At 45.2% G+C, this 23,543-nt stretch carries 25 protein-coding genes; 13 read left to right on the plus strand and 12 right to left on the minus strand.

Annotation, left to right across the window (positions count from 1 at the left end):
• Window positions 1-59: 59 nt before the first annotated feature.
• On the minus strand, window positions 60-1,130 hold the full coding sequence (gene lptG / locus ACHFJ9_RS20855) for an LPS export ABC transporter permease LptG (protein ID WP_046873614.1): 1,071 nt from the start codon (window positions 1,128-1,130) through the stop codon (window positions 60-62).
• A 3-nt stretch (window positions 1,131-1,133) separates the two neighbouring features.
• A complete protein-coding gene (lptF, locus tag ACHFJ9_RS20860; protein ID WP_006742363.1) occupies window positions 1,134-2,234 on the minus strand; it encodes an LPS export ABC transporter permease LptF in 1,101 nt (366 codons plus the stop codon).
• A gap of 200 nt (window positions 2,235-2,434) precedes the next feature.
• Here lptF and pepA point away from each other — a divergent pair, with 200 nt between their 5' ends.
• The 5 genes from pepA (at window position 2,435) to ACHFJ9_RS20885 (ending at window position 9,091) form a co-directional block, all read left to right on the plus strand.
• On the plus strand, window positions 2,435-3,943 hold the full coding sequence (gene pepA / locus ACHFJ9_RS20865) for a leucyl aminopeptidase (RefSeq protein WP_005397459.1): 1,509 nt from the start codon (window positions 2,435-2,437) through the stop codon (window positions 3,941-3,943).
• A 115-nt stretch (window positions 3,944-4,058) separates the two neighbouring features.
• The gene (locus ACHFJ9_RS20870) at window positions 4,059-4,508 is read left to right on the plus strand and encodes a DNA polymerase III subunit chi (RefSeq protein ID WP_046873623.1); all 450 of its coding nucleotides are present in this window, start codon (window positions 4,059-4,061) and stop codon (window positions 4,506-4,508) included.
• A gap of 96 nt (window positions 4,509-4,604) precedes the next feature.
• Window positions 4,605-7,463 carry a valine--tRNA ligase gene (locus tag ACHFJ9_RS20875; RefSeq protein WP_046873613.1) on the plus strand — a complete coding sequence of 953 codons (2,859 nt, stop codon included), beginning with the start codon at window positions 4,605-4,607 and terminating at the stop codon, window positions 7,461-7,463.
• A 202-nt stretch (window positions 7,464-7,665) separates the two neighbouring features.
• Window positions 7,666-8,070, plus strand: coding sequence for a DUF2061 domain-containing protein (locus ACHFJ9_RS20880; protein WP_005397464.1), 405 nt, complete (start codon window positions 7,666-7,668; stop codon window positions 8,068-8,070).
• Window positions 8,071-8,185: 115 nt separating this feature from the next.
• Entirely contained in the window at window positions 8,186-9,091 is a 906-nt protein-coding gene (locus ACHFJ9_RS20885; RefSeq protein WP_395356186.1) for a GNAT family N-acetyltransferase, read from the plus strand.
• Between the two features lie 19 nt (window positions 9,092-9,110).
• Here the strand turns inward: ACHFJ9_RS20885 and ACHFJ9_RS20890 are convergent, their stop codons facing one another.
• Both ACHFJ9_RS20890 and rraB read right to left on the minus strand, forming a co-directional pair.
• On the minus strand, window positions 9,111-9,911 hold the full coding sequence (locus tag ACHFJ9_RS20890; protein ID WP_395356188.1) for a glycosyl hydrolase 2 galactose-binding domain-containing protein: 801 nt from the start codon (window positions 9,909-9,911) through the stop codon (window positions 9,111-9,113).
• Window positions 9,912-10,065: 154 nt separating this feature from the next.
• Window positions 10,066-10,479, minus strand: a complete 414-nt coding sequence (gene rraB, locus ACHFJ9_RS20895; RefSeq protein WP_005381081.1) for a ribonuclease E inhibitor RraB — start codon at window positions 10,477-10,479, stop codon at window positions 10,066-10,068.
• 583 nt (window positions 10,480-11,062) lie between these two features.
• Between rraB and arcA the strand changes: the two genes are divergently transcribed.
• The 6 genes from arcA to ACHFJ9_RS20925 all read left to right on the plus strand — a co-directional run bounded on the left by arcA (window position 11,063) and on the right by ACHFJ9_RS20925 (window position 15,653).
• A complete protein-coding gene (gene arcA / locus ACHFJ9_RS20900) occupies window positions 11,063-12,283 on the plus strand; it encodes an arginine deiminase (RefSeq protein WP_006742359.1) in 1,221 nt (406 codons plus the stop codon).
• A 156-nt stretch (window positions 12,284-12,439) separates the two neighbouring features.
• Window positions 12,440-13,444: an ornithine carbamoyltransferase gene (locus ACHFJ9_RS20905; protein ID WP_047009140.1), complete on the plus strand. Its 1,005-nt coding sequence runs from the start codon at window positions 12,440-12,442 to the stop codon at window positions 13,442-13,444.
• Between the two features lie 99 nt (window positions 13,445-13,543).
• Window positions 13,544-13,639 (plus strand): hypothetical protein, encoded by a 96-nt coding sequence (locus ACHFJ9_RS20910; protein WP_031780631.1) that lies wholly within the window; start codon window positions 13,544-13,546, stop codon window positions 13,637-13,639.
• An 87-nt stretch (window positions 13,640-13,726) separates the two neighbouring features.
• Window positions 13,727-14,656 carry an aspartate carbamoyltransferase gene (gene pyrB / locus ACHFJ9_RS20915; protein WP_005397473.1) on the plus strand — a complete coding sequence of 310 codons (930 nt, stop codon included), beginning with the start codon at window positions 13,727-13,729 and terminating at the stop codon, window positions 14,654-14,656.
• 15 nt (window positions 14,657-14,671) lie between these two features.
• Window positions 14,672-15,133 (plus strand): aspartate carbamoyltransferase regulatory subunit, encoded by a 462-nt coding sequence (pyrI, locus tag ACHFJ9_RS20920; protein WP_005381086.1) that lies wholly within the window; start codon window positions 14,672-14,674, stop codon window positions 15,131-15,133.
• A gap of 130 nt (window positions 15,134-15,263) precedes the next feature.
• Window positions 15,264-15,653 carry a RidA family protein gene (locus ACHFJ9_RS20925; RefSeq protein ID WP_005381087.1) on the plus strand — a complete coding sequence of 130 codons (390 nt, stop codon included), beginning with the start codon at window positions 15,264-15,266 and terminating at the stop codon, window positions 15,651-15,653.
• Between the two features lie 85 nt (window positions 15,654-15,738).
• Here ACHFJ9_RS20925 and ACHFJ9_RS20930 read toward each other — a convergent pair whose 3' ends face one another.
• From ACHFJ9_RS20930 to mlaF, 8 genes are all read right to left on the minus strand, one after another.
• Complete coding sequence (locus ACHFJ9_RS20930) at window positions 15,739-16,464, minus strand: 1-acylglycerol-3-phosphate O-acyltransferase (RefSeq protein WP_005381088.1); 726 nt, start codon at window positions 16,462-16,464, stop codon at window positions 15,739-15,741.
• 146 nt (window positions 16,465-16,610) lie between these two features.
• The gene (murA, locus tag ACHFJ9_RS20935) at window positions 16,611-17,876 is read right to left on the minus strand and encodes a UDP-N-acetylglucosamine 1-carboxyvinyltransferase (protein WP_046873610.1); all 1,266 of its coding nucleotides are present in this window, start codon (window positions 17,874-17,876) and stop codon (window positions 16,611-16,613) included.
• A gap of 9 nt (window positions 17,877-17,885) precedes the next feature.
• Entirely contained in the window at window positions 17,886-18,140 is a 255-nt protein-coding gene (gene ibaG / locus ACHFJ9_RS20940; RefSeq protein ID WP_005396230.1) for a BolA family iron metabolism protein IbaG, read from the minus strand.
• A 3-nt stretch (window positions 18,141-18,143) separates the two neighbouring features.
• Window positions 18,144-18,464, minus strand: coding sequence for a lipid asymmetry maintenance protein MlaB (locus ACHFJ9_RS20945; RefSeq protein WP_005396231.1), 321 nt, complete (start codon window positions 18,462-18,464; stop codon window positions 18,144-18,146).
• Window positions 18,464-19,102: a phospholipid-binding protein MlaC gene (gene mlaC, locus ACHFJ9_RS20950; RefSeq protein ID WP_005396232.1), complete on the minus strand. Its 639-nt coding sequence runs from the start codon at window positions 19,100-19,102 to the stop codon at window positions 18,464-18,466. Before mlaC ends, ACHFJ9_RS20945 begins: the two co-directional genes overlap by 1 nt.
• Window positions 19,103-19,104: 2 nt before the next feature.
• Window positions 19,105-19,593, minus strand: a complete 489-nt coding sequence (gene mlaD / locus ACHFJ9_RS20955) for an outer membrane lipid asymmetry maintenance protein MlaD (protein WP_012841383.1) — start codon at window positions 19,591-19,593, stop codon at window positions 19,105-19,107.
• Between the two features lie 2 nt (window positions 19,594-19,595).
• Complete coding sequence (gene mlaE / locus ACHFJ9_RS20960; protein WP_005396234.1) at window positions 19,596-20,387, minus strand: lipid asymmetry maintenance ABC transporter permease subunit MlaE; 792 nt, start codon at window positions 20,385-20,387, stop codon at window positions 19,596-19,598.
• Complete coding sequence (gene mlaF / locus ACHFJ9_RS20965) at window positions 20,377-21,180, minus strand: phospholipid ABC transporter ATP-binding protein MlaF (protein WP_005396235.1); 804 nt, start codon at window positions 21,178-21,180, stop codon at window positions 20,377-20,379. The genes mlaE and mlaF overlap by 11 nt, the downstream gene beginning before the upstream one ends.
• 374 nt (window positions 21,181-21,554) lie before the next feature.
• Here mlaF and ACHFJ9_RS20970 point away from each other — a divergent pair, with 374 nt between their 5' ends.
• The gene (locus tag ACHFJ9_RS20970; protein ID WP_005396236.1) at window positions 21,555-22,520 is read left to right on the plus strand and encodes a calcium/sodium antiporter; all 966 of its coding nucleotides are present in this window, start codon (window positions 21,555-21,557) and stop codon (window positions 22,518-22,520) included.
• Between the two features lie 29 nt (window positions 22,521-22,549).
• Window positions 22,550-23,521 carry an arabinose-5-phosphate isomerase KdsD gene (gene kdsD / locus ACHFJ9_RS20975; RefSeq protein ID WP_005396237.1) on the plus strand — a complete coding sequence of 324 codons (972 nt, stop codon included), beginning with the start codon at window positions 22,550-22,552 and terminating at the stop codon, window positions 23,519-23,521.
• Window positions 23,522-23,543 lie beyond the last annotated feature (22 nt).

A 23,543-nucleotide genomic window follows, 5' to 3' on the forward strand; every position in this document is an offset into this window, starting at 1 on the left:
ATAATGCCTTCCTTTTACATTTAGTCCGATGAAACATGGTTTATTCGGTGATACTTCAGCTACAGCTTTCTTCTCAGCAGCGCAATCGCAATAGCTAAGAACACCAGGCTCGGGGCCAATGCACCAAACACAGGGGATATGCCATACACCAAGCTTAATGGGCCAAAGAACTCACTGGATATATAAAAAGTAAACCCGGCAACCACGCCCGACAATACCCTTGCCCCCATGGTCACACTTCTGAGTGGACCGAAAACAAACGATAGCGCCATCAACATCATCACGGCAATTGAAAGCGGCTGTGTCAACTTACGCCAAAACGCCAATTCATAGCGAGACGCATCTTGCTCTGATGCTTTCAGATAGGTCACGTAATCATACAAACCGCTCAGTGATAACTCTTCAGGCTTTACCGTCACCACAGCTAGCTTATCTGGAGCCAATGACGTATGCCATTCCATCTGTTCGATGTCTTGCTTCGAAATCACGTTTTCATTTTTCATATCCGTGATTTGTACGTCTCGCATCAACCAATTGTTATCTTGTTGATAGTCGACCTCTTCAGCAAAGATAACCTTTTGTAGATTCTTATCATCATCAAAACGCCACATATTTAAAGCATAAAGCTTGTCGTCTTCAACTTTACCAATGAAGATAAAGTCGTTTGCGTCACGAGCCCAAACTCCAGAACGAACTGAGACAATACTACCTCCCGATATCGCAAACGCACGTAAGTCACGCGCCATCTTTTGTGCTTCTGGAGCGCCCCATTGCCCTAACGTCATGACGATAAGCATAAGTGGCACCGCCGTTTTGAGCACGGATAACCCGATATCCAACTTTGAGAAACCAGCAGCTTGCATCACCACCAGCTCAGAGCTTGACGCCAACATCCCCAAACCAATAAGGGCACCGAGTAATGCCGCCATTGGGAAGAACATTTCGATATCACGCGGCACACTGAGCAACACAAAGTACAACGCATGAGTGAGGTCATACACGCCTCGCCCTACTTTACGTAACTGTTCTACGTATTTGATGATGCCCGATAAGCCAACAAACGTCGCTAAAACCAAGGCAGTGGTAGAGATGATGGTTCTACCGATGTAAAGGTCTAAGATTTTGAACACAGCTTACGCGAGCCTCTTCTTACGGAATTTGTCTTTTATTCGTCGAGCAGCAACGCTGTCCATCATATTGGCCATGATTGCGACAATCAGTAACATCGCATTAATTGGCCACATGCCGATTGCCGCCGGAATGTCACCATCTTCTAATGCAGATTTTGTTGCACTGATCGCCAGGAAATACGCTAGATAAATAAGAATCGCGGGCCCCATTTTGGCAAATCGTCCCTGACGCGGATTCACCGCCGACAAAGGAATAACCAGCATCGTTAAGAGTGGAATACACACAAATAACGAAATTCGCCATTGCAGCTCTGCTTGCGCTTCTGGGTCTGGGTGTCCAATCAAGTCAACCGTTGGGTACGCTTCCCAATCTCGCCCTTTCTTTTTGACCTCACGCTGGCCGATAACGCCTTCGTATTCATCGAATTTTGTGATCATATATTCAACGCGAGTAGGCACACCTTCATAACGCGTGCCTTCTTTCATGGTGATGACCTGACGGCCGTCCGACAGTTCTTTTACTTCACCAGAAGACGAGAACATCACACTCGGCAATACTGAATCTCTCGGGCGCATCTGCGCGACAAAAACGTTGCTCAATGTATTGTCTTTAATGTCATCAATGAACACAACCGATGAACCATCTGGCGTGCCTTGGAATTGCCCTTTCTTTAGCAAGTCAACGCTGTTTTCTGCCGCCACTTGTTCATAAAGTTGCTCTACACGGTCTTGAGACCACGGCGATAACCACAATGCATTAAAAGCCGCCACAGCAGAAGTAATCAGTGCTAAGTACAAGGCCGCTTGTACCAGGAATTTGTTACCAATACCTGTCGCGTTCATCACGACAATTTCGCTCTCTGCATACAGGCGACCAAACGTGATCAATATGCCGATATACAGACTCAAAGGCAGCATTAACAACCCCATTGCTGGCATATTCAAACCAACAATCGAGAAAATCAATCCAGCAGGAATATCCCCATCAGAAGCATCAGCAAGAACACTTATGAATTTCTGGCTTACAAACACCAAAAAAAGTACGAAAAAAATCGCAAATTGGCTCTTGAGTGTTTCGCGGATCAAATATCTAACAATAATCACGCTGAAATTACCTATACAAAACTTGTTTTTTTGGTCGAATCACTATAGTTTCCCGTTGAACCATTTATTTTTTTAAAAATTATAAACTAGATGTTAGTCGCTTAATCAGCTCTGCATGTAAGCCTGGAGCTAAAATTCAACAAGTAAGCGATCATTATCTAACATTTAGAGCAATTTGTCTTCAGGATGTAGGAGTACGCATGGAGTTCAGTGTAAAAAGTGGCAGTCCAGAGAAACAACGTAGCGCATGTATCGTTGTTGGTGTGTTTGAACCACGTCGCCTTTCTCCAGTAGCCGAACAACTTGATAAAATCAGTGACGGTTACATCAGTTCACTACTTCGCCGTGGTGATCTAGAGGGTAAACCTGGTCAGATGCTGCTACTGCATCAAGTACCAGGTGTTTTGTCAGAGCGCGTTTTACTTGTCGGTTGCGGCAAAGAGCGTGAACTTGGCGAGCGCCAGTACAAGGAAATCATTCAAAAGACGATCAGCACACTTAACGAGACAGGCTCAATGGAAGCGGTATGTTTCCTAACTGAACTGCATGTTAAGGGTCGCGATACATACTGGAAAGTACGCCAGGCTGTAGAAGCGACTAAAGATGGTCTATACACATTTAATCAATTCAAGAGCGTGAAACCTGAAACTCGCCGCCCACTGCGCAAGCTTGTTTTCAACGTACCAACGCGTCGTGAATTAAACTTGGGTGAAAAAGCAATCACTCATGGTCTAGCTATCGCATCAGGTGTCAAAGCCTCAAAAGACCTTGGCAACATGCCGCCAAACGTAGCCAATCCAGCTTATCTTGCTTCTCAAGCTCGTCGTCTAGCGGACGATTACGAAACCGTAACCACCAAAATCATTGGTGAGCAAGAGATGGAAAAGCTGGGTATGACCTCTTACCTAGCAGTAGGCCGTGGTTCTAAAAACGAATCTATGATGTCTATCATCGAGTACAAAGGTAACCCTGACTCAGATGCAAAACCTATCGTGCTTGTAGGTAAAGGTCTAACCTTCGATTCAGGCGGTATCTCATTGAAACCGGGCGAAGGTATGGATGAGATGAAGTACGACATGTGTGGTGCGGCATCGGTATTCGGTACAATGAAAGCGCTAGCGAAGCTAAACCTACCAATCAATGTAATTGGTGTTCTAGCAGGCTGTGAAAACATGCCAGGCAGCAACGCTTACCGTCCAGGTGATATCCTAACGACAATGTCTGGTCAAACTGTAGAAGTTCTGAACACGGATGCGGAAGGTCGTCTTGTTCTTTGTGACGCACTGACTTACGTAGAGCGTTTCGAACCAGACTGTGTTGTTGATGTTGCAACGCTAACCGGCGCTTGTGTTATCGCACTAGGTCACCACATCAGTGGCGTTATCTCTAACCACAACCCTCTTTCTCATGAGCTAGTTAACGCTTCAGAGCAAGCAAGTGACCGTGCATGGCGTCTACCAATGGCAGATGAGTACCACGAGCAGTTGAAGAGCCCGTTTGCGGATATGGCAAACATTGGTGGCCGTCCTGCTGGTACTATCACTGCAGGTTGCTTCCTGTCTAAGTTTGCTAAAAAGTACAACTGGGCTCACGTCGATATCGCAGGTACTGCGTGGAAATCAGGCGCAGCGAAAGGCTCAACGGGCCGTCCTGTCTCAATGCTTGTCCAATTCCTTTTGAACCGCAGCGGCCAAGAGACAGAAGAGTAATTTCTGAACAAAATCTAAAAGGGCCGCAAGGCCCTTTTTTATTATCCTAATTTTCTAAAATGAAAATGGGATTTAAGATGGTCTTAGGAAGAGACCCAAGGCAAGTGAGAGAATGATGCAAACTGCAACCTTCTACATCATTAACGAAGAGAGCCCGCAAGCAACGGTGGCTGGCTTTGAAGAGTACATTGTGTTTTTGGCGCAGCACTTTGCCCGCCAAGGCGCTAAAGTGTATTTAAACTGCCAAGACAAACCACACGCCGAGCAGCTCGCTGAAGCCTTTTGGCAAGTTGATGCAGACAAGTTCATGGCACATAACCTCGTAGGCGAAGGACCGAAATACGCCACCAATATTGAGATCGGCCATAACGGTGTAAAGCCGTCTTGGAATCGTCAATTGGTAATTAATTTGGCGGAAAATGAGACAACCTTTGCGAACAAGTTTGCTCAAGTGGTAGACTTCGTGCCCTGCGAAGAAAAAGCTAAACAACTCGCAAGAGAAAGATATAAAATTTACCGTCAAGCAGGTTACCAGCTGCAAACGATCGAAATTCAATATCCTTAACGGTCAATCCTTATAGTTAAGGCGATCTTGTTAAGATCCCTCACTTATAAAGATTGACTAAGATTCAACCATCAACGTATCCATTAAAAGAGCGCTATGGAAAAGACATACAACCCAACTTCAATCGAACAAGCTCTGTATCAGACTTGGGAAGAGAAAGGCTACTTTAAGCCACACGGTGACACTACTAAAGAATCATACAGCATCATGATCCCGCCACCGAACGTCACTGGTAGCCTACACATGGGCCACGCGTTCCAAGATACGATCATGGATACGCTTATCCGTTGTGAACGTATGAAGGGTAAAAACACCCTTTGGCAAGTAGGTACTGACCACGCTGGTATCGCAACTCAGATGGTTGTTGAGCGTAAGATCGCTGCAGAAGAAGGCAAAACAAAACACGATTACGGTCGTGAAGCTTTCATCGACAAAATCTGGGAATGGAAAGGCGAATCTGGCGGCACTATCACTAAGCAGCTTCGTCGTCTTGGCGCATCTGTAGACTGGGACCGTGAGCGCTTTACGATGGACGATGGTCTATCTAACGCCGTTCAAGAAGTATTCGTACGTCTATACGAAGACGATCTAATCTACCGCGGTAAGCGTCTAGTTAACTGGGATCCAAAGCTACACACAGCGATTTCAGATCTAGAAGTAGAGAACAAAGACACTAAAGGCCACATGTGGCACTTCCGCTACCCACTAGCAGATGGTGCTAAAACAGCGGATGGCAAAGACTACATCGTTGTTGCAACGACTCGTCCAGAGACCATGCTAGGCGATACGGGTGTTGCAGTTAACCCAGAAGATCCACGTTACAAAGATCTTATCGGTAAAGAAATCATCCTTCCTATCGTTGATCGTCGCATCCCAATCGTGGGCGATGAGCACGCAGATATGGAAAAAGGTACTGGCTGTGTGAAAATCACACCTGCGCACGACTTCAACGACTACGAAGTTGGTAAGCGCCACCAGCTACCAATGATCAACATTCTGACTTTCGACGCGAACATCCGCGACGCAGCAGAAGTATTCAACACTAACGGCGAAGCAAGCGACGCTTACAGCACTGAGCTACCAGCTAAATACCACGGTATGGAGCGTTTTGCCGCGCGTAAAGCTATCGTTGCTGAATTCGACGAGCTAGGTCTACTTGAAGAAGTAAAAGATCACGATCTACAAGTGCCTTACGGCGACCGTGGTGGCGTGGTTATCGAACCAATGCTAACTGACCAATGGTACGTACGTACTGCGCCTCTAGCGAAAACAGCAGTTGAAGCAGTAGAAAACGGCGACATCCAATTCGTTCCTAAGCAATACGAAAACATGTACTTCTCTTGGATGCGTGACGTTCAAGACTGGTGTATCTCTCGTCAGCTATGGTGGGGTCACCGCATCCCAGCTTGGTACGACAACCAAGGTAATGTTTACGTAGGTCGCACTGAAGAAGAAGTTCGCAAGAACAACAACCTAGAGTCAGTCATTGAACTGCACCAAGACGAAGACGTACTGGATACATGGTTCTCTTCTGCGCTATGGACGTTCGGTACTCAAGGTTGGCCAGAGCAAACTGACGATCTGAAAGTATTCCACCCTTCAGACGTTCTAGTAACTGGTTTCGACATCATCTTCTTCTGGGTTGCCCGCATGATCATGATGACCATGCACTTCGTGAAAGACGAAAATGGAAAACCACAAGTACCATTTAAGACAGTTTACGTTACCGGCCTAATTCGTGACGAAAACGGCGACAAGATGTCGAAGTCGAAAGGTAACGTACTTGACCCAATCGACATGATCGATGGTATCGACCTAGAGTCTCTAGTAGAGAAGCGTTGTGGCAACATGATGCAGCCTCAGCTAGCGAAGAAGATTGAGAAGAACACGCGTAAGACGTTTGAAAACGGTATCGAAGCATACGGTACAGACGCACTGCGTTTCACTCTTGCAGCAATGGCATCAACAGGTCGCGATATCAACTGGGATATGAAGCGTCTTGAAGGTTACCGTAACTTCTGTAACAAACTATGGAACGCAAGCCGTTACGTAATGATGAACACAGAAGAGCAAGATTGTGGTTTTGGTGAAGGTGAGATCGAGTACTCACTAGCAGACAAGTGGATCGAATCTCAGTTTGAACTCGCAGCGAAAGCGTTCAACAACCATATCGACAACTTCCGTCTAGATATGGCTGCGAACACGCTATACGAATTCATCTGGAACCAATTCTGTGACTGGTACCTAGAGCTAACTAAACCCGTTCTATGGAAAGGTACTGAAGCGCAACAGCGTGGTACTCGCCGTACACTAATCACGGTACTTGAGAAGACGCTACGTCTAGCTCACCCTGTGATTCCTTACATCACAGAAACTATCTGGCAAAGCATCAAGCCACTAGTTGACGGTGTTGAGGGCGAGACAATCATGCTACAAACTCTGCCTCAGTTTGACGAAGCAAACTTCCACCAAGAAGCGCTAGACGATATCGAATGGGTGAAAGCGTTCATTACAAGCATCCGTAATCTACGTGCTGAATATGACATCAACCCAGGCAAGCCTCTAGACGTTATGCTGAAAGCAGCGAATGAGAAAGACGCCTCTCGTCTAGAAGCAAGCAAACAAGTATTGATGTCTCTAGCGAAGCTAGAAGCAGTACGCGTGCTTGAAGCTGGCGAAGAAACCCCAGCGTGTGCAACGGCACTGGTTGGTAAGTCTGAGCTGATGATCCCAATGGCGGGTTTGATCGACAAAGATGCAGAGCTTGCTCGTCTAGATGGCGAAATCAAGAAGACGCACGGCGAAATCAAGCGTATCGAAGGCAAACTGGGCAACGAAGGCTTTGTAGCGAAAGCACCTGAAGCGGTTGTTGCTAAAGAGCGTGAGAAGCTTGAAGGCTACAAAGAGACACTAGCTAAGCTAGAAGAGCAGAAGACAACGATCGCTGCACTTTAAGCCTCAGTGAAAGAGAAGAACTAACACTTCTCACTTTGAATCCAAAGGTTGGCCATCATGGTCAACCTTTTTTGTATATCTTTCACCAAAAACCATCATCAATAGCTTTCCCCTATCGCAACAATACTCATCATCCATTAGCATTAATGAGAATTATTATCGATAATGAACTCATCGAAACAAACACGATTGAGTAATTATCATGAAAAAGACACTAACTTTCGCAGCACTGCATTTTACTATCGCATTTAGTGTCGCTTACGTACTCACAGGCGACATTTTAATTGGTAGTTTAATTGCCATGATTGAGCCTTCAGTGAACACCGTAGCCTTCTACTTTCATGAAAAGGCATGGGCAAAAGTCCCAGCACTTAAAGCTCGTCAGTGGATGACCAAATTAAAAACCGCAAGCTTTGCGACCGTGCACTTCAGCGTCGCTTTTACCGTGGTTTACTTACTAACAGGTGATGCATTTGTCGGCGGCGTAATGGCGATGCTAGAGCCGAGTTTGAATACGGTGGCTTACTACTTCCACGAGAAAGTATGGATGCGTAAATCATCAGCAAAAACTCCAGCACCGCAGTTTTGTTTACATCACCACGCTTAAACATGGAGGCTCACTACATCTCCTAACGAGCCAAATGATATTTATCATTGACAAAGTTGCGCACCGCAATTAATTTAATTGCGGTGCGCAACTTTATTTTTAGAGGTAAGTGATAATGAACGCTCGTCAACTCCGACACTACTCCCGTCAAGCCGTCCGATTGCTTGGTATGCTCGATAAACAATGCGGCGATGTCGCTCTTACCCCGGTACAAGCGCACGCATTAGGTGAAATCCAATTGCAGCCATTGACCATCAACCAACTGGCGCAGCAGCTTAGTGTCGACAAGTCCAATGCAAGCCGCACCATTACTGGTTTGATTAAATTAGGTTTGGTTGAGAGCATCGAAAACCCGAAAGATAAACGAAGCCAACTCGTAGTGCTCACAATTCAAGGACAGCAGGCGTTAGCGCAACTAGACCAACAGCAAAACAGCTTTTTTGAGCAGTTGCTTACACAACTTGATGACTGTGAGCAAGAACAACTCAAACTTGGTCTAGAGACTTACCTAAAAGGGCTAACAAAAGTGTGTCAGGCAGAGGAATACACCCTTCGACCTCTTACCAAAGCAGACAATCCGCAAGTGGCAGACGTAATTCGTAAAGTCTCCGCAGAATACGGCTTAACCGCAGACAGAGGTTATGGTGTGGCCGATCCAACGCTTGATGATATGTATTCGGTTTACAATCAATGCGGGGCCGCCTATTGGGTCATTGAACATCGCGGAGAGATCGTTGGTGGCGGTGGCTTTGCCCCTTTAGCTGGCGAGCCAAATGTGTGTGAACTACAAAAGATGTACTTCTTACCTCAAACACGAGGACACGGTTTAGCCAAACGCATCGTCGCATTGAGCTTACAATTGGCGAAACAATTTGGGTATCAGCAGTGCTATTTAGAGACAACTGAATGTCTGAGAGAAGCGGTAAGCTTGTATGAAAAGCTAGGCTTTGAGCATCTCGATGCCCCGCTTGGACAAACTGGGCATGATGCATGTGAAGTCGTAATGCTTAAGATGCTGTAATAGATAATATTATTAGACGTTAAAGCACAACATGGGTAACACAAAGCTCCTGGCTCAAGGCAACAGTGAAGTTTTGGTGCTGCCCATCCAACTCAACAGACAACTGGTAGAGATCATTTGGATCAGGGTCATTAAGATCAGCATACTTTGGCGCTTCGATCTGGAATAAAGCGCTCGCATGCTCCGCTCGGACATCAATAGGAATATGGTAAGTCATGCCATTGAACTTAACCGATGCCGATACTAAACCCGGCGCAAAAGTTTGGTAGTACAAATCCACCTTAAACTCACAACCACCACCGTGGTGCCAAATCTGTTCGGTAGCCACGCGGTCTAAACGTACATTGCGAATGAACTGCAGATACGGTTCTTGCCATACCCCTAAGCGCTCATCACTTTTTTTATATTCATGATCGGACAGAGAGCACAGCTCAGGTTTATCTTCATCAAACAGAAGATCCTCTTCTTCCTCTAAGAACAAGATTTCAAAGCGGTTACGCCCCATTTGCATGAACGGACGAATGTCTTTCTTGTAGACATTTTGAGAACCGTCACAGTCGAACAATGCTACTCCGTTCAAACGCACTTCTGCATGGTAATCCACACCACCCAACACCATTTCTACCGCTGGGAATGCCATCATGGATTCGTCCACTTCAATGTCATGCATCAGGTGCCACTCTTGCTGACGAATTGCTTCTTCTGTCAGTTCAGCTGGCAATACCTGACTCAAAGGAGCAGGGAAAGTAATGTCATCCTGTGGGATAGAAAGGTCCGTCAGTGGAGAGACTTGCCATAAACCGGCGAGTGAGAGTTGCATATACACCTTGAGCTAGATCAATTTTCACGCATTATAGGGAGAAATCCCCTATAAACTCAATGTGAATTATTTATCGCCTCCACATTCGTCAGTTTTTCAAGGTATAAAAAAACCAGCGTTAAACGCTGGTTTTTCCAAAAGTAGTGAGCTTTGATTACTCGTCGTCTTCATCTTCTTCAGGGTAAAGCGCATCTTCGCCTTCGTAGTACGTACCCCAACCGTCGTAGATGATGTCGTATTTTTCTGCCAAGTGAATCAGTTTTTCAACTTGCGCATCAATGGCTTCTGCGTCTAATGCTGATTCCATGGTTGCGTCACAGCAAAGCAACTTGTTGCCATCTTCATCTTCAGTTTCTTCCGCTTCAAGCACTTCAAAGCCCATCTTGAATGCTTCAACTACCGCTTTTTCTAGCGTGTCAAAATCTTCTGCAAACAGGTGGTGCTCGATTTCGTATAGCGAATCTGGATCGCTGCCATCTTCTAGCAATGCTGCAATGATATCGCGAGTCTCTTCCTTTTGAATCTCAATTAATTCTTCTACTGATAGATATTCATCTTCGTGAGACATGTTTTGGCTCCAGATTAGTTACTTGATAGAAACACTATACCCGATACTGAGTATGCTGATCCGGTGAAATATGGCATGGATTGCGATGAAAAGCCACAAACAAACATCATACCACCGCAATTCTTATCGGTTATTTGAATATAAATATTAAACCGACCATGCAAAGAAACAAAAAATTAACAAAAAATGGCATTTTTTAATATTCAGAACATCCTAACTGACACTTAATGCGGTTATTTTCTCTTTCTGTGCGTGTTTATGGCGCTTTCTTGAATACACTCACGTGTAAAACGAAGAAGCATAACGAATAAATTCACTTCAATAATGCATAATTGAGAATAAAAATGCACATTTTATGCACTATGCATGTATTCTTTCTCAATGGGAAAATTAGAATAAAAACGCACGCTCTCCACGTTTCACAAAATAGAATTAAAACCCAAACCAAAACTTCATCATCAAAACAGACAAAACTAAAATCTAAAAAACAATAAAAATTCAGAATATAGGCAAAGCGTAGTGATTTGCATCTTTCTAGGAAGCTTGTCATAACTAACGGCTGGAAAATTTGTAAGGATACAAAATGAGCAAGCTGTACGTTGGATCAGAAGTTGGTCAACTTCGACGAGTTCTATTAAATCGCCCAGAGCGCGCCCTAACCCACTTAACTCCATCAAACTGTCATGAATTACTGTTTGATGATGTTCTTGCTGTAGAAGCGGCAGGTGAAGAGCACGATGCGTTCGCACGCACGCTACGCGATCAAGATGTAGAAGTGCTTCTCCTCCACGATTTACTGGTCGAAACCCTCGCCGTTCCAGAAGCAAAACAGTGGCTGCTAGATACTCAGATTTCTGACTTTCGTTACGGGCCAACCTTTGCGCGAGACCTACGCCAATATTTTTCAGAAATGGATGATGAACACCTTGCCAGCATATTTTTAGGTGGCTTAGCTTACTCAGAGCTGCCGATCACCTCATCTTCTATGCTGCCAAAAATGAAGCGTCCGCTGGATTTTGTTATTGAGCCACTACCTAACCACCTATTTACGCGTGATACCTCATGCTGGGTTTATGGTGGTGTATCGCTCAACCCAATGATGATGCCTGCACGCCAACGTGAGACAAACCACTTACGTGCGATTTATCGTTGGCACCCAATTTTTGCTGGCCAAGACTTTATCAAATACTTCGGTGATGATGATCTGCATTATGATAATGCGAATGTCGAAGGCGGTGATGTGTTGGTTATTGGTAAAGGTGCAGTTCTGATCGGTATGTCTGAGCGCACGACCGCGCAAGGTGTAGAAAACCTTGCAGCGAGCCTGTTTAAGGCAGGACAAGCAACCGAAGTGATTGCGATTGATCTGCCTAAACACCGTTCATGCATGCATTTAGACACCGTTATGACCCATATGGATGTGGACACGTTCTCTGTTTACCCAGAGATCATGCGCAAAGATCTCGACACATGGCGCTTAACACCAAAAGGCAATGGTGAAATGCATGTTGAAGCATCTCATAACTACCTACATGCGATTGAATCTGCTCTTGGCTTAGATCAGCTGAAAATCATTACCACGGGTGGTGACAGTTATGAAGCTGAGCGCGAACAATGGAATGACGCCAATAACGTTCTTACCGTAAAACCGGGCGTTGTGATTGGTTACGAACGCAATGTATACACCAACGAAAAATACGACAAAGCTGGTATCAAAGTACTGACAGTCCCAGGTAACGAGCTTGGCCGTGGCCGTGGTGGCGCCCGCTGCATGAGCTGTCCGATAGAGCGAGACGATATATAACCAATTCGTCCTTTTACATTAAATGAATAAAAACTAAGGTTGATGTGAATGCATCAACCTTTTTTAGTTTTACGTAAAAATAACAATTCACAAATAAAGCATTTATATGCTTTAATGCATTCTATTAATTCAATCACACGTACTAAGGGACGAGCTATGGCTTTCAATTTACGTAACCGCAACTTTTTGAAGCTATTGGATTTCTCAACCAAAGAAATCCAGTTCTTGCTCGAACTGTCTGCAGAGCTAAAAAAAGCAAAATATGCAGGAACAGAGCAGAAGACACTTCAAGGTAAAAACATTGCACTCATCTTTGAGAAATCTTCGACTCGTACCCGATGTGCGTTTGAAGTCGCAGCTTTTGATCAAGGCGCTCAAGTCTCTTACATCGGCCCTTCTGGTTCTCAGATTGGCCATAAAGAATCAATGAAAGACACCGCACGCGTCTTAGGTCGCATGTATGACGGCATCGAATATCGCGGTTTTGGCCAATCCATTGTTGAAGAGCTTGGCACTTATGCTGGTGTTCCAGTGTGGAATGGTTTGACTGATGAGTTCCACCCAACCCAAATCCTTGCCGATTTCCTTACCATGCAAGAGCACGGACGCGGTAAGCAGCTGCATGAAATGACCTTCGCTTACCTAGGCGATGCACGCAACAATATGGGCAACTCGCTCATGGTGGGTGCCGCTAAAATGGGCATGGATATTCGCCTTGTCGCGCCAAAAGCGTTCTGGCCTGAAGAAGATCTGGTGGCAACTTGCCAAACTATCGCGCAGCAAACTGGTGCAAAAATCACATTAACTGAAAGCGTGGAGGAAGGCGTGAAGGGTTGTGACTTCCTTTACACCGATGTTTGGGTATCTATGGGTGAATCCGCTGAGGCATGGGATGAACGTGTGGCTTTAATGACACCATATCAAATCAATATGGAAGTGATTAAACAAACGGGTAATCCACATGTGAAATTTATGCACTGTCTTCCGGCTTTCCACAATGATGAAACTACCGTTGGCAAAGAAGTCGCTGAAAAATACGGCATGAAAGGCCTTGAAGTAACAGAAGAGGTATTTGAGTCAGAATACTCCATCGTATTCGACGAAGCTGAAAACCGTATGCACACTATCAAAGCCGTGATGGTAGCAACATTAGGAAGCTAAACTAGCAAGCAAAAACAGCCGCTAAAAACCATGATGTAATCGCTTGCGCTCACGAAAGTTAAGCGTATAATGCTCGGCAATTTGTCTGAGGATTAAGAAATGACCAAGCTAATTGCCGACATGAAAACGCGATTTGCTCTAGCTAAGCGACTACGCTTACGTGGTGTTATTTTCGTTAATTCTATTGAATTTTAAAACCTCCCCATTTGGGGAGGTTTTTTTATGTCCAAAATTCCTTTCGGCAATTTGGATGTAGTCATCAATGTTATAGGGAAGAAGATCATGGCGAACTCGCTTTACCAGAAGCACATCATCTCTATTCCAGAGCTTTCACGTGAAGAGCTGGAACTTATCGTAGAAACAGCAGGCAGCCTTAAAAAAGCACCTCGACCAGAACTGATTAAAAACAAAGTCGTTGCCAGTTGTTTCTTTGAACCATCAACGCGTACTCGCTTGTCGTTTGAAACAGCGATTCAACGCATTGGTGGTGACGTGATTGGCTTTGATAATGATGGTAATACCTCTCTGGCGAAAAAAGGCGAAACACTCGCAGATTCAGTACAGGTCATCTCTTCTTACGTCGATGCCTTTGTGATGCGCCATCCACAAGAAGGCGCCGCTCGCTTGGCCTCTGAATTCTCAAATGGCGTGCCAGTGATCAACGCTGGTGACGGTGCAAACCAACACCCAACTCAAACGCTACTCGACCTATACACCATCGCGGAAACACAAGGTCGTCTAGACAACTTGAACGTCGCGTTCGTCGGTGACCTAAAATATGGCCGCACGGTGCACTCTCTGACTCAAGCATTAGCGAAGTTTAATAACATCCGCTTCTTCTTTGTTGCACCAGAAGCATTGGCAATGCCAGATTACATCTGCGAAGAGCTAGACGAAGCAGGCATTCAATATAGCCTGCACACAGACATGGAGAGTGTGATTCCTGAACTGGATATTCTGTACATGACGCGCGTACAGAAAGAACGCTTTGATGAATCGGAGTACGCGCACATTAAATCGGCGTATATTTTGACAGCGGCATTACTCGAAGGGGCGCGCGAAAATCTAAAAGTACTCCACCCCCTCCCTCGCGTGGATGAAATCACAACCGATGTTGATAAAACACCTCATGCTTACTTCTTCCAGCAAGCTCAAAATGGCGTATACGCTCGCCAAGCACTGTTGGCGCTTGTTCTAAACGAAACACTGTAATCGAGGAGAAAACCCATGGCTAAAGAAACTCAATTGCAGGTAGAAGCAATCAAAAATGGCACAGTCATCGACCACATCCCTGCGCAAATCGGCATCAAAGTATTAAGACTGTTCGATATGCACAATTCATCACAGCGCGTTACGATTGGTCTGAACTTGCCATCATCAGCACTCGGTCATAAAGATCTACTCAAAATCGAAAATGTGTTTATCAATGAAGAGCAAGCGAGCAAGTTGGCGCTGTATGCTCCTCACGCGACCGTGAATCAAATCGAGAATTATGAAGTGGTGAAAAAGCTCGCGTTAGAGCTTCCTGAGCGCATCAATGATGTCTTCGAATGCCCAAATTCAAACTGTATTTCTCACAATGAGCCAGTAGAAAGCAGCTTTAGCGTGTTCGAGAAGAAACAAGAAATCCGCCTAAAGTGTAAATACTGCGAGAAAGTGTTCTCACGCGAGATCGTAACCGAGCGATAAACACGCCGTACGACTAGGCTGTGATACGTTTAAAATACCCTGCAATGTCGGGGTATTTTGCTCTTTACCTACCACAGGTTTAGAGGCAAACTGAGAATCTTTATTCCCTACAACTGATGGAAAAAATCAAATGACGAAAGTACTTCACACTGAGTCTGCACCAGCAGCAATCGGTCCTTACGTTCAAGGCGTAGATCTAGGTAACATGGTTCTTACTTCAGGCCAAATCCCAGTAAACCCAGCGACAGGTGAAGTGTCTGCTGATATCGCAGAGCAAGCTCGTCAGTCTCTAGAAAACGTAAAGGCTGTGGTTGAATCTTCAGGCCTTAAAGTGTCAGATATCGTGAAGCTAACGGTTTTTGTTAAAGACCTAAACGACTTTGGCACGGTGAACGAAGTTTACGGCAAGTTCTTTGATGAGCACGGCGTAGCAAACTACCCTGCACGCTCTTGTGTAGAAGTGGCTCGCCTACCAAAAGATGTTGGCATCGAGATTGAAGCAATTGCAGTTCGCAAATAATTGCACTTGCTGACAAACATAAAAAAACGGGTAGCTCAGGCTACCCGTTTTTTATTGTCTTTTCGTGATGATATCGCAGTAAAACTTAAGCAGCATTACGCTGTTTGACTTCTTCATCTAACGATTCAAGTTTCTCTTTCATCTGTTCACGACAGATATTTGCTAGCTCGCGAATGCCCTCTTTACCATAGCCTTCAGTACTGATTGGAGGTAGCATTTCAACAATCACATGACCATTGTTCCAACGGTTCAGCTTAATTTTATTCGTCGAGCTACATACGATAGGAATGATTGGTACGCCTGCTCCAATTGCCGCATGAAAAGCACCTGTTTTGAATGGCAGCAAACCACGTCCACGAGAACGCGTGCCTTCAGGGAACATCCACACCGAAACATCACTTTCTTTCATGCTGCTCACTACCTGATCGATAGTACCTTTTGCTTTCGAGCGATTCGCTCTGTCAATCAGGATGTTACCCGTAAGCCAGTAAAGCTGACCAAACAGTGGCATCCAAGCCAAGCTCTTTTTACCTACTGTCACAACTTTCGGGGTCACAGCAGCAGAAACAGTAAACATGTCCCAGTTGTTCTGGTGGTTAGCAATGTAAACATGTTGTCCGCGTGAATACGCATCTTCAGGGATACGCAGCTCTAACTTAATCCCAAATACACGAGACATCTTGGCAAACAAGCGGCCAAAAGTGAAAACGTGCTTAGGGTTTCGGGGGCTTAACAGGCAGTAACCACAACCACCAATAAACATAACAATCGCAAAGATAGCGACAGCAAATACACGTAACAGTGCAATCATTCTTGTTCTCCAGGAACCGGCTTTTGCCAGATACAGCTATTAATTTCTCTCTTTCCATAAAGGATAACTATGGTCATGAGAGTGATATAAAAAAGCCGAAACTCAGGTTTCGGCTCTCTTGATATCCAAGTTACCTGCGGTGCAGTTTAACTTGCCTCGCTCACTCGCTCAATATTTGCGCCAAGTGCAGCCAGTTTATTTTCGATTTTGTCGTAACCGCGGTCGATATGGTAAATACGATCAACGATGGTTTCGCCTTTAGCAATACAGCCCGCAATTACCAAACTAGCCGAAGCTCGTAGGTCGGTTGCCATGACTTGCGCACCACTTAATGACTCAACATCACCACAGATAACGGTGTTGCCTTCAATCTCGGCTTTCGCGCCCATACGCATCAATTCTGGTACGTGCATAAAGCGGTTTTCAAAGATAGTCTCAGTGATCACGCCGCCGCCTTTCGCCATCATGTTTAGTAGCGTAAATTGCGCTTGCATATCGGTCGGGAAGCCTGGATGCGGCGCTGTACGTACACTCACTGCTTTCAGCTCGCGATCGGTCATATCTACTGAAATCCAATCTTCACCCGTTTCGACAAGCGCGCCAGCTTCTTCTAGCTTGGCTAAAACCGCTTCAAGCAAATGAGCGTTAGTGTTACGACATACTACTTTACCGCCAGATACCGCGGCAGCGACAAGGAATGTTCCCGTCTCAATACGGTCGGCAACCACGTTGTGTTTACAACCACCTAGGCGCTCAACACCTTCAATCGTAATCGTATCTGTGCCTGCACCAGAAATTTTTGCACCAAGCTTATTTAGGAAATCCGCGGTGTCTACAATTTCAGGTTCACGCGCCGCGTTGTCTAGCGTTGTAGTGCCTTCAGCAAGTGCTGCAGCACACATGATGGTGATCGTCGCGCCTACGCTGACTTTATCCATCACGATGTGCGCACCTTTTAGACGACCATCAACCTCAGCTTTAACGTAACCATCTTCAAGCGTAATCGTTGCGCCAAGCTGCTCTAGGCCAGAAATATGCAGATCAACAGGACGAGCACCGATAGCACAACCGCCAGGTAGAGAAACCTGACCTTGACCAAATCGCGCTACGAGCGGGCCCAAAGCCCAAATAGAAGCACGCATGGTTTTCACCAAATCATACGGTGCGCAGTATTCAGTAATGCTACTTGGATCGACGTGAACAGAACCATTACGGCTTACTTTCGCGCCTAAACGCTTAAGCAGTTCCATGGTTGTATCGATATCACGAAGGTGTGGCACGTTTGCCACTTCTACAGGCTCTTCCGCCAAGATAGACGCAAATAAAATCGGCAGTGCTGCGTTTTTTGCACCGGAAATGGTCACTTCACCAACGAGTGGTTTATCTGACCCAATAACTCGAAACTTTTCCATCAATAAACCTTAAAGCGACATCAGTTTCTTATCACGAGCCCACTCTTCTGGTGTGAACGCTTTAATTGATAATGCGTGAATGTCGTTACGCTGGATGTATTCCATCAGAGGACCATAAATTAACTGCTGCTTCTTAACGCGGCTCATTCCATCGAAACAAGCATCAACAGCAACCACCTCATAGTGGCTACCTTCACCTTTTACATGCACTTCTTGAAGGTTTAGTGCTTCTTCTAATAACTGTTGTACTTTTGCGCTGTCCACAATTTACCCCTGATAATTCTGTATGTGTTTGGCCACTAAAGATTCAACATTGCTCAGTTGAAACAAAGTGCGCAGTTGCGCCGGCACGAAACTGAGCATTATATGACAGTTTTGCTTTTTTGCATGCTCTAATAAGTGGATTAACATCACCATTCCTGCAGAGTCGACGCGCTCTATCTCTTTTAACGAGCATTCCAGCTCAGCTTGAGCTGGTTGCCATTGCTGAGCATACGCCCACAATGATGGCACTGTATCTCTATCAAGTGCCCCTGTTAGCTTAAGAATGTTTTGATCTAATTGCCACTGAGCGGGAGTCTGGGCCATTATTTCTTCGCCTCAAAGCGAACCGGTTCCGCAGCTAATTTTTCTAGATCTTTCGCGACAGATAAAATGCCTTCTTGACGAATTTTGCTATTCCATTCTGACTGTTTGCTAGAGAGTAAACTAATGCCTTCCGCAATCATATCGAATGCTTCCCACTCACCAGATTTGTTGTCTTTACGCAATTTGAACTCTAGCTTGATGTTTGGACGCGGCGTATCGATGATATCAACTTTAATACTGGTGATACGCTTAGAGTCATCAATGCTAGGCTCAGGACCAAATTCAATTTGTTGGTCACTGTATTGCGTTAGCACTTGGGCATAAGAAGCAATTAAGTACGCGCGAAATGCATCGATAAACTCAAGTACGTCTTCACGTTTCGCTCCTTTTAGGTTTGGACCTAGGAGCTTTAACCCAGCATAGCGGTAGTTGACGTAAGGCATTAGCTCTTCTTCAACAATCACCTTGAGTAAATCTGGGTCTTGTTTGATTTTCGGCTGCTCAGCTTTTAATCTTTCGAACGTGACTTCAGCCACTTGCTTCATCATCTTATAAGGTTCAGTTTTATCCACTTCTGCTGCACTTGTACCAAACGCGCTAAACACAGCACAAACTGAAAGTAATAATCTCGCTAACATAGTTATTCCTTACTTGAATCGTCTGAACCACCTACGCTGTAAAGCACTTGACCAATTAAGTCTTCAAGCACGAGCGCTGATTTGGTGTCTTCGATGGTATCGCCATCGACCAGCATGACTTCATCGTCAAAAACAAAGCCTGGTACTAAACCAATGTATTGCTCACCAATCAAGCCAGACGTCAAAATTTGTACGCTCGACGTTTCTGGGAATTGATTGTATTTGCTATTGATCGATAGAGTTACAACAGGTAATAAGTTATCTGGGTTAAGCGAAATATTGCTTACCCGGCCAATCACAACCCCACCCACTTTTACTGGCGAGCGAACTTTTAAACTACCAATATTATCGAACTCAGCTTTGAGGGTGTAAGTATCACCAGAGCCAATGCTTTTTACGTCAGCAACTTGAAAAATCATCACAAGAATCGCGCAAATTCCCGCTAATACAAAGCTGCCAACCCATAATTCAGTTTTACGTGTTTGTTGCATGATTAATTCCCAAACATCAATGCGGTCAGTACAAAGTCTAGTCCTAGTACTGCTAAAGAAGAATGCACAACAGTGCGCGTAGTTGCTCGGCTGATCCCTTCCGAAGTTGGAATAGCATCATAACCATTAAATAGAGCAACCCAAGTAACCGTAATTGCAAACGCAAAGCACTTGATCATACTGTTACCAATATCCTGTCCTAGTTCAACTGAGGACTGCATCGCTGACCAAAAACTGCCATGGTCAACACCTTTCCAGTCAACACCAACAAGCTGGGCGCCCCAAATACCCACCGCCATGAAAATCATAGCCAGTAATGGCATTGAAATAGCACCAGCCCAAAAACGTGGCGCGATCACTCTTTTCAAAGGATCTACCGCCATCATTTCAAGGCTAGAGAGTTGCTCCGTCGCTTTCATCAAACCTATCTCTGCAGTTAACGCAGAGCCTGCACGACCAGCAAACAGAAGTGCAGTGACAACGGGCCCTAATTCACGTAGCAATGAGAGCGCCACCATTTGACCCAAACTGCCCTCTGCGCCGTAATCCACCAGCACAACATAGCCTTGTAGGCTCAAGACCATACCAATGAACAACCCAGATACGACGATAATCGCCAGAGACTGGACGCCTACGGAATAAAGTTGTTTAACGAGCAGAGGAAAGCTTTTGAGCGGTTGTGGCTTAGTAAACAGTGCCCCAATCAGCATGAAAGTCGCACGACCAAATGCTCCGCAGATGGAGAGCGTTCGTCTACCTAGTGAGGCGACAAAATGCATAAAGTTATCGACCATCAAATAAGTCCTTTTCGATACTTTGAGAAGGGAAGCGAAACGGTACAGGACCATCTGCATCACCTTGTAAGAACTGCTGAACGCGAGGGTCAGGATTCTGATTAAGCTCTTCTGGTGTGCCAAAAGCGATAATTTTGCCATCGGCCATCAGATAAACCCAATCGGCAATACTCATCACTTCAGGCACGTCGTGAGAAACGACTATAGAAGTTAAACCTAACGCTTGATTTAGATTACTAATGAGCTCAACCAAGACACCCATGGTGATTGGGTCTTGTCCGACAAATGGTTCATCGTACATGATTAAATCAGGATCCAGGGCGATCGCACGCGCCAACGCAGCGCGTCTAGCCATGCCACCCGATAGCTCGCTTGGCATCAATTGTGCCGCGCCGCGTAAACCGACGGCTTCAAGCTTAAGCAGCACCATGGTACGAATTAGCTCTTCAGATAAATTCGTATGCTCTCGCAATGGGAAGGCAACGTTATCAAAGACATTCAAATCAGTGAATAAAGCTCCTGATTGAAACAACATGCTCATTTTCTTTCGAGCATGGTAGAGTTTTTTACGCGAGAGAGAGGGAATATTGTCGCCATCAAACCAGATCTCTCCTTGCTCGGGATACAACTGACCACCAATTAAACGCAGCAGTGTTGTTTTACCAATTCCCGATGGTCCCATAATGGCCGTCACTTTGCCCTCAGGAACATGCAGATCAATACCATCAAAGATCTTGCGCTCTCCCCGTGAAAAAGTGAGGTTGTTCACGGTGACTAAATCGTTGTTCGACATATCATCTCTTCTACTGTCGGAGCGTTGCAACTCACGGCATCATCAACCAGACACACAACGGAGTTGAATTTCACGTTTAATAAAGTAACGTCGGTACATTTATTAGGCTGCAATCATAAGCACATTGGCTTTGAATTTAAAGCACTGTTCAATTAAATAAAGTCGAGTATATACCTGCAATTTTTTGTGGATTACGATCAAATCAGCGCAAAGTGTTTAAATCCTAGACAAGAATTGCTGATTTAAATGAACGACATTTGCATACATTTTCGTTACTAACCTTTAATTTATTCGTCGTTTATCTTCCATTTTAGGCCGCAAAAGGTCAAAATTAGCGGTTATTCATTTTACTTATTTAATACTTAGGAATTCTCATGCTCGAAGCCGTAGCGTTGCTTATAGTCGGTCTTGTTTTGCTCGTATGGAGTGCAGATAAACTTGTTTTTGGTTCTGCAGCGATAGCCCGCAACGTCGGTATTTCACCTCTTGTCATCGGCATGACAATCCTTGCGATGGGCTCTTCTGCGCCAGAGATGATGGTTTCTGCAACCGCAGCCTGGGACGGAAAAACCGATACTGCCGTGGGTAACGTTTTAGGCTCAAACATCGCGAACATCGCGTTAATCCTAGGTATTACAGCACTCATCAAGCCTCTGTCGATTAGCTCCGCGGTCATCCGCCGGGAACTGCCATTAATGATTGCAGTAACAGTACTCGCCGGTATTCTGCTTTGGAATAGCCATCTCGGTTTTTATGAAGGTGTCTTATTGTTTGTACTCTTTGGGGCATTTTTATTTGCTATGTTGCAGATCAGCCGCAAAGAACAAAAATCAGGTGATGTTTTTCTTGATGACCAAGAGTCAGAGATCCCAGAAGGCGTCAGCAACCCTAAAGCGATCATGTGGGTGGTTATTGGCCTGATACTGCTTCCTTTGGCAGCAAGCATGCTAGTGGATAACGCGGTGATTATTGCGAAGTATTTTGGCATGAGCGATCTTGTCATCGGTCTGACTATCATTGCCATCGGCACTAGTCTACCTGAGCTCGCAGCATCGCTTGCTGGTGTTTTAAAAGGTGAAGACGACATGGCCGTCGGTAACATTATTGGCTCGAATGTGTTTAATATTCTGGCCGTAATGGGCATTCCTGGCATCATTAATCCATCGGTACTGAGTGAGTACGCGATGGGACGTGACTTCTGGGTCATGTTAGGCGTTTCACTGTTACTTGTCGCGATGTGTTTGGGTAAATCACGCAGTATTAACCGTATTGAAGGTGCAATCTTGTTTGCATGCTTCCTAGGTTATCAAGTGTACTTATTCGCAAACATGGCCGCTTAATTACCACGATAAATAAGTAGAGAACTGATATGTCCAATCAATTTGATTTTCGCGCTGCTGCTAAACAAGTTCTTGATATCGAAGTTGCTGCTCTGCAAGAGCTGGATACCTACTTTGATGATCAATTTGAGAAAGCGTGCGAACTGATCCTTTCCAACAGCGGCAAAGTAGTCGTTATGGGTATTGGCAAGTCAGGCCACATTGGTAACAAGATTGCTGCGACTCTGGCAAGCACGGGGACTTCTGCGTTTTTCGTTCACCCTGGCGAAGCAGCACATGGCGACTTGGGCATGATCAGCCCTGGAGATATTGTGCTCGCAATTTCTAACTCTGGTGAGTCAAACGAAATTCTGTCTCTATTTCCGGTATTAAAACGCCTGAACATCAAGATAATTAGTATGACAGGCAAGCCAGAATCCAATATGGCAAAACTGTCTGACTTGCACCTACAAATTACGGTACCTCAAGAAGCTTGCCCGCTAGGGTTGGCACCGACCAGCAGTACCACGGCCACATTAGTAATGGGAGACGCATTAGCCGTAGCCCTACTCCAAGCGCGTGGTTTTTCTGCCGAAGATTTTGCTCTATCTCATCCAGGTGGCGCGTTAGGGAGAAAACTGCTGCTTAAGTTGTCTGATATTATGCACTTTGGAGAAGCGTTACCTAAAGTTTCTCCAAACGCATTGATTCGCGATGCCCTGCTTGAAATTTCGGAAAAAGGGCTAGGCATGACCGCTATCGTCGATGAACACGATGCTATGCTTGGTATATTCACCGATGGTGATTTACGTCGCACCTTAGACAAACGCATTGATATTCATACGACCGCGATTGGCGAAGTCATGACGACAAATCCAACCACAGCGCACCCTGATATGCTAGCGGTTGAAGGTTTGAACTTGATGCAGAATAAAAATATTAACGCTCTGATTTTATGTAAAGACGAAAAAATTGTGGGTGCACTGAACATGCACGATTTACTAAAAGCTGGCGTGATGTAATATCAGCACAAACATTTAAATC

The sequence above is a fragment of the Vibrio sp. D3 genome, from assembly GCF_043995865.1.
Classification (GTDB): domain Bacteria; phylum Pseudomonadota; class Gammaproteobacteria; order Enterobacterales; family Vibrionaceae; genus Vibrio; species Vibrio diabolicus.

Bases quoted from the DNA above. Each gene is read 5' to 3' on its own strand.
- pepA (WP_005397459.1), top strand. From the start codon at position 2,435: ATGGAGTTCAGTGTAAAAAGTGGCAGTCCAGAGAAACAACGTAGCGCA.
- ACHFJ9_RS20870 (WP_046873623.1), top strand. From the start codon at position 4,059: ATGCAAACTGCAACCTTCTACATCATTAACGAAGAGAGCCCGCAAGCA.
- ACHFJ9_RS20875 (WP_046873613.1), top strand. From the start codon at position 4,605: ATGGAAAAGACATACAACCCAACTTCAATCGAACAAGCTCTGTATCAG.
- ACHFJ9_RS20880 (WP_005397464.1), top strand. From the start codon at position 7,666: ATGAAAAAGACACTAACTTTCGCAGCACTGCATTTTACTATCGCATTT.
- ACHFJ9_RS20885 (WP_395356186.1), top strand. From the start codon at position 8,186: ATGAACGCTCGTCAACTCCGACACTACTCCCGTCAAGCCGTCCGATTG.
- ACHFJ9_RS20890 (WP_395356188.1), bottom strand. From the start codon at position 9,911: ATGCAACTCTCACTCGCCGGTTTATGGCAAGTCTCTCCACTGACGGAC.
- rraB (WP_005381081.1), bottom strand. From the start codon at position 10,479: ATGTCTCACGAAGATGAATATCTATCAGTAGAAGAATTAATTGAGATT.
- arcA (WP_006742359.1), top strand. From the start codon at position 11,063: ATGAGCAAGCTGTACGTTGGATCAGAAGTTGGTCAACTTCGACGAGTT.
- ACHFJ9_RS20905 (WP_047009140.1), top strand. From the start codon at position 12,440: ATGGCTTTCAATTTACGTAACCGCAACTTTTTGAAGCTATTGGATTTC.
- ACHFJ9_RS20910 (WP_031780631.1), top strand. From the start codon at position 13,544: ATGACCAAGCTAATTGCCGACATGAAAACGCGATTTGCTCTAGCTAAG.
- pyrB (WP_005397473.1), top strand. From the start codon at position 13,727: ATGGCGAACTCGCTTTACCAGAAGCACATCATCTCTATTCCAGAGCTT.
- pyrI (WP_005381086.1), top strand. From the start codon at position 14,672: ATGGCTAAAGAAACTCAATTGCAGGTAGAAGCAATCAAAAATGGCACA.
- ACHFJ9_RS20925 (WP_005381087.1), top strand. From the start codon at position 15,264: ATGACGAAAGTACTTCACACTGAGTCTGCACCAGCAGCAATCGGTCCT.
- ACHFJ9_RS20930 (WP_005381088.1), bottom strand. From the start codon at position 16,464: ATGATTGCACTGTTACGTGTATTTGCTGTCGCTATCTTTGCGATTGTT.
- murA (WP_046873610.1), bottom strand. From the start codon at position 17,876: ATGGAAAAGTTTCGAGTTATTGGGTCAGATAAACCACTCGTTGGTGAA.
- ACHFJ9_RS20945 (WP_005396231.1), bottom strand. From the start codon at position 18,464: ATGGCCCAGACTCCCGCTCAGTGGCAATTAGATCAAAACATTCTTAAG.
- mlaC (WP_005396232.1), bottom strand. From the start codon at position 19,102: ATGTTAGCGAGATTATTACTTTCAGTTTGTGCTGTGTTTAGCGCGTTT.
- mlaD (WP_012841383.1), bottom strand. From the start codon at position 19,593: ATGCAACAAACACGTAAAACTGAATTATGGGTTGGCAGCTTTGTATTA.
- mlaE (WP_005396234.1), bottom strand. From the start codon at position 20,387: ATGGTCGATAACTTTATGCATTTTGTCGCCTCACTAGGTAGACGAACG.
- mlaF (WP_005396235.1), bottom strand. From the start codon at position 21,180: ATGTCGAACAACGATTTAGTCACCGTGAACAACCTCACTTTTTCACGG.
- ACHFJ9_RS20970 (WP_005396236.1), top strand. From the start codon at position 21,555: ATGCTCGAAGCCGTAGCGTTGCTTATAGTCGGTCTTGTTTTGCTCGTA.
- kdsD (WP_005396237.1), top strand. From the start codon at position 22,550: ATGTCCAATCAATTTGATTTTCGCGCTGCTGCTAAACAAGTTCTTGAT.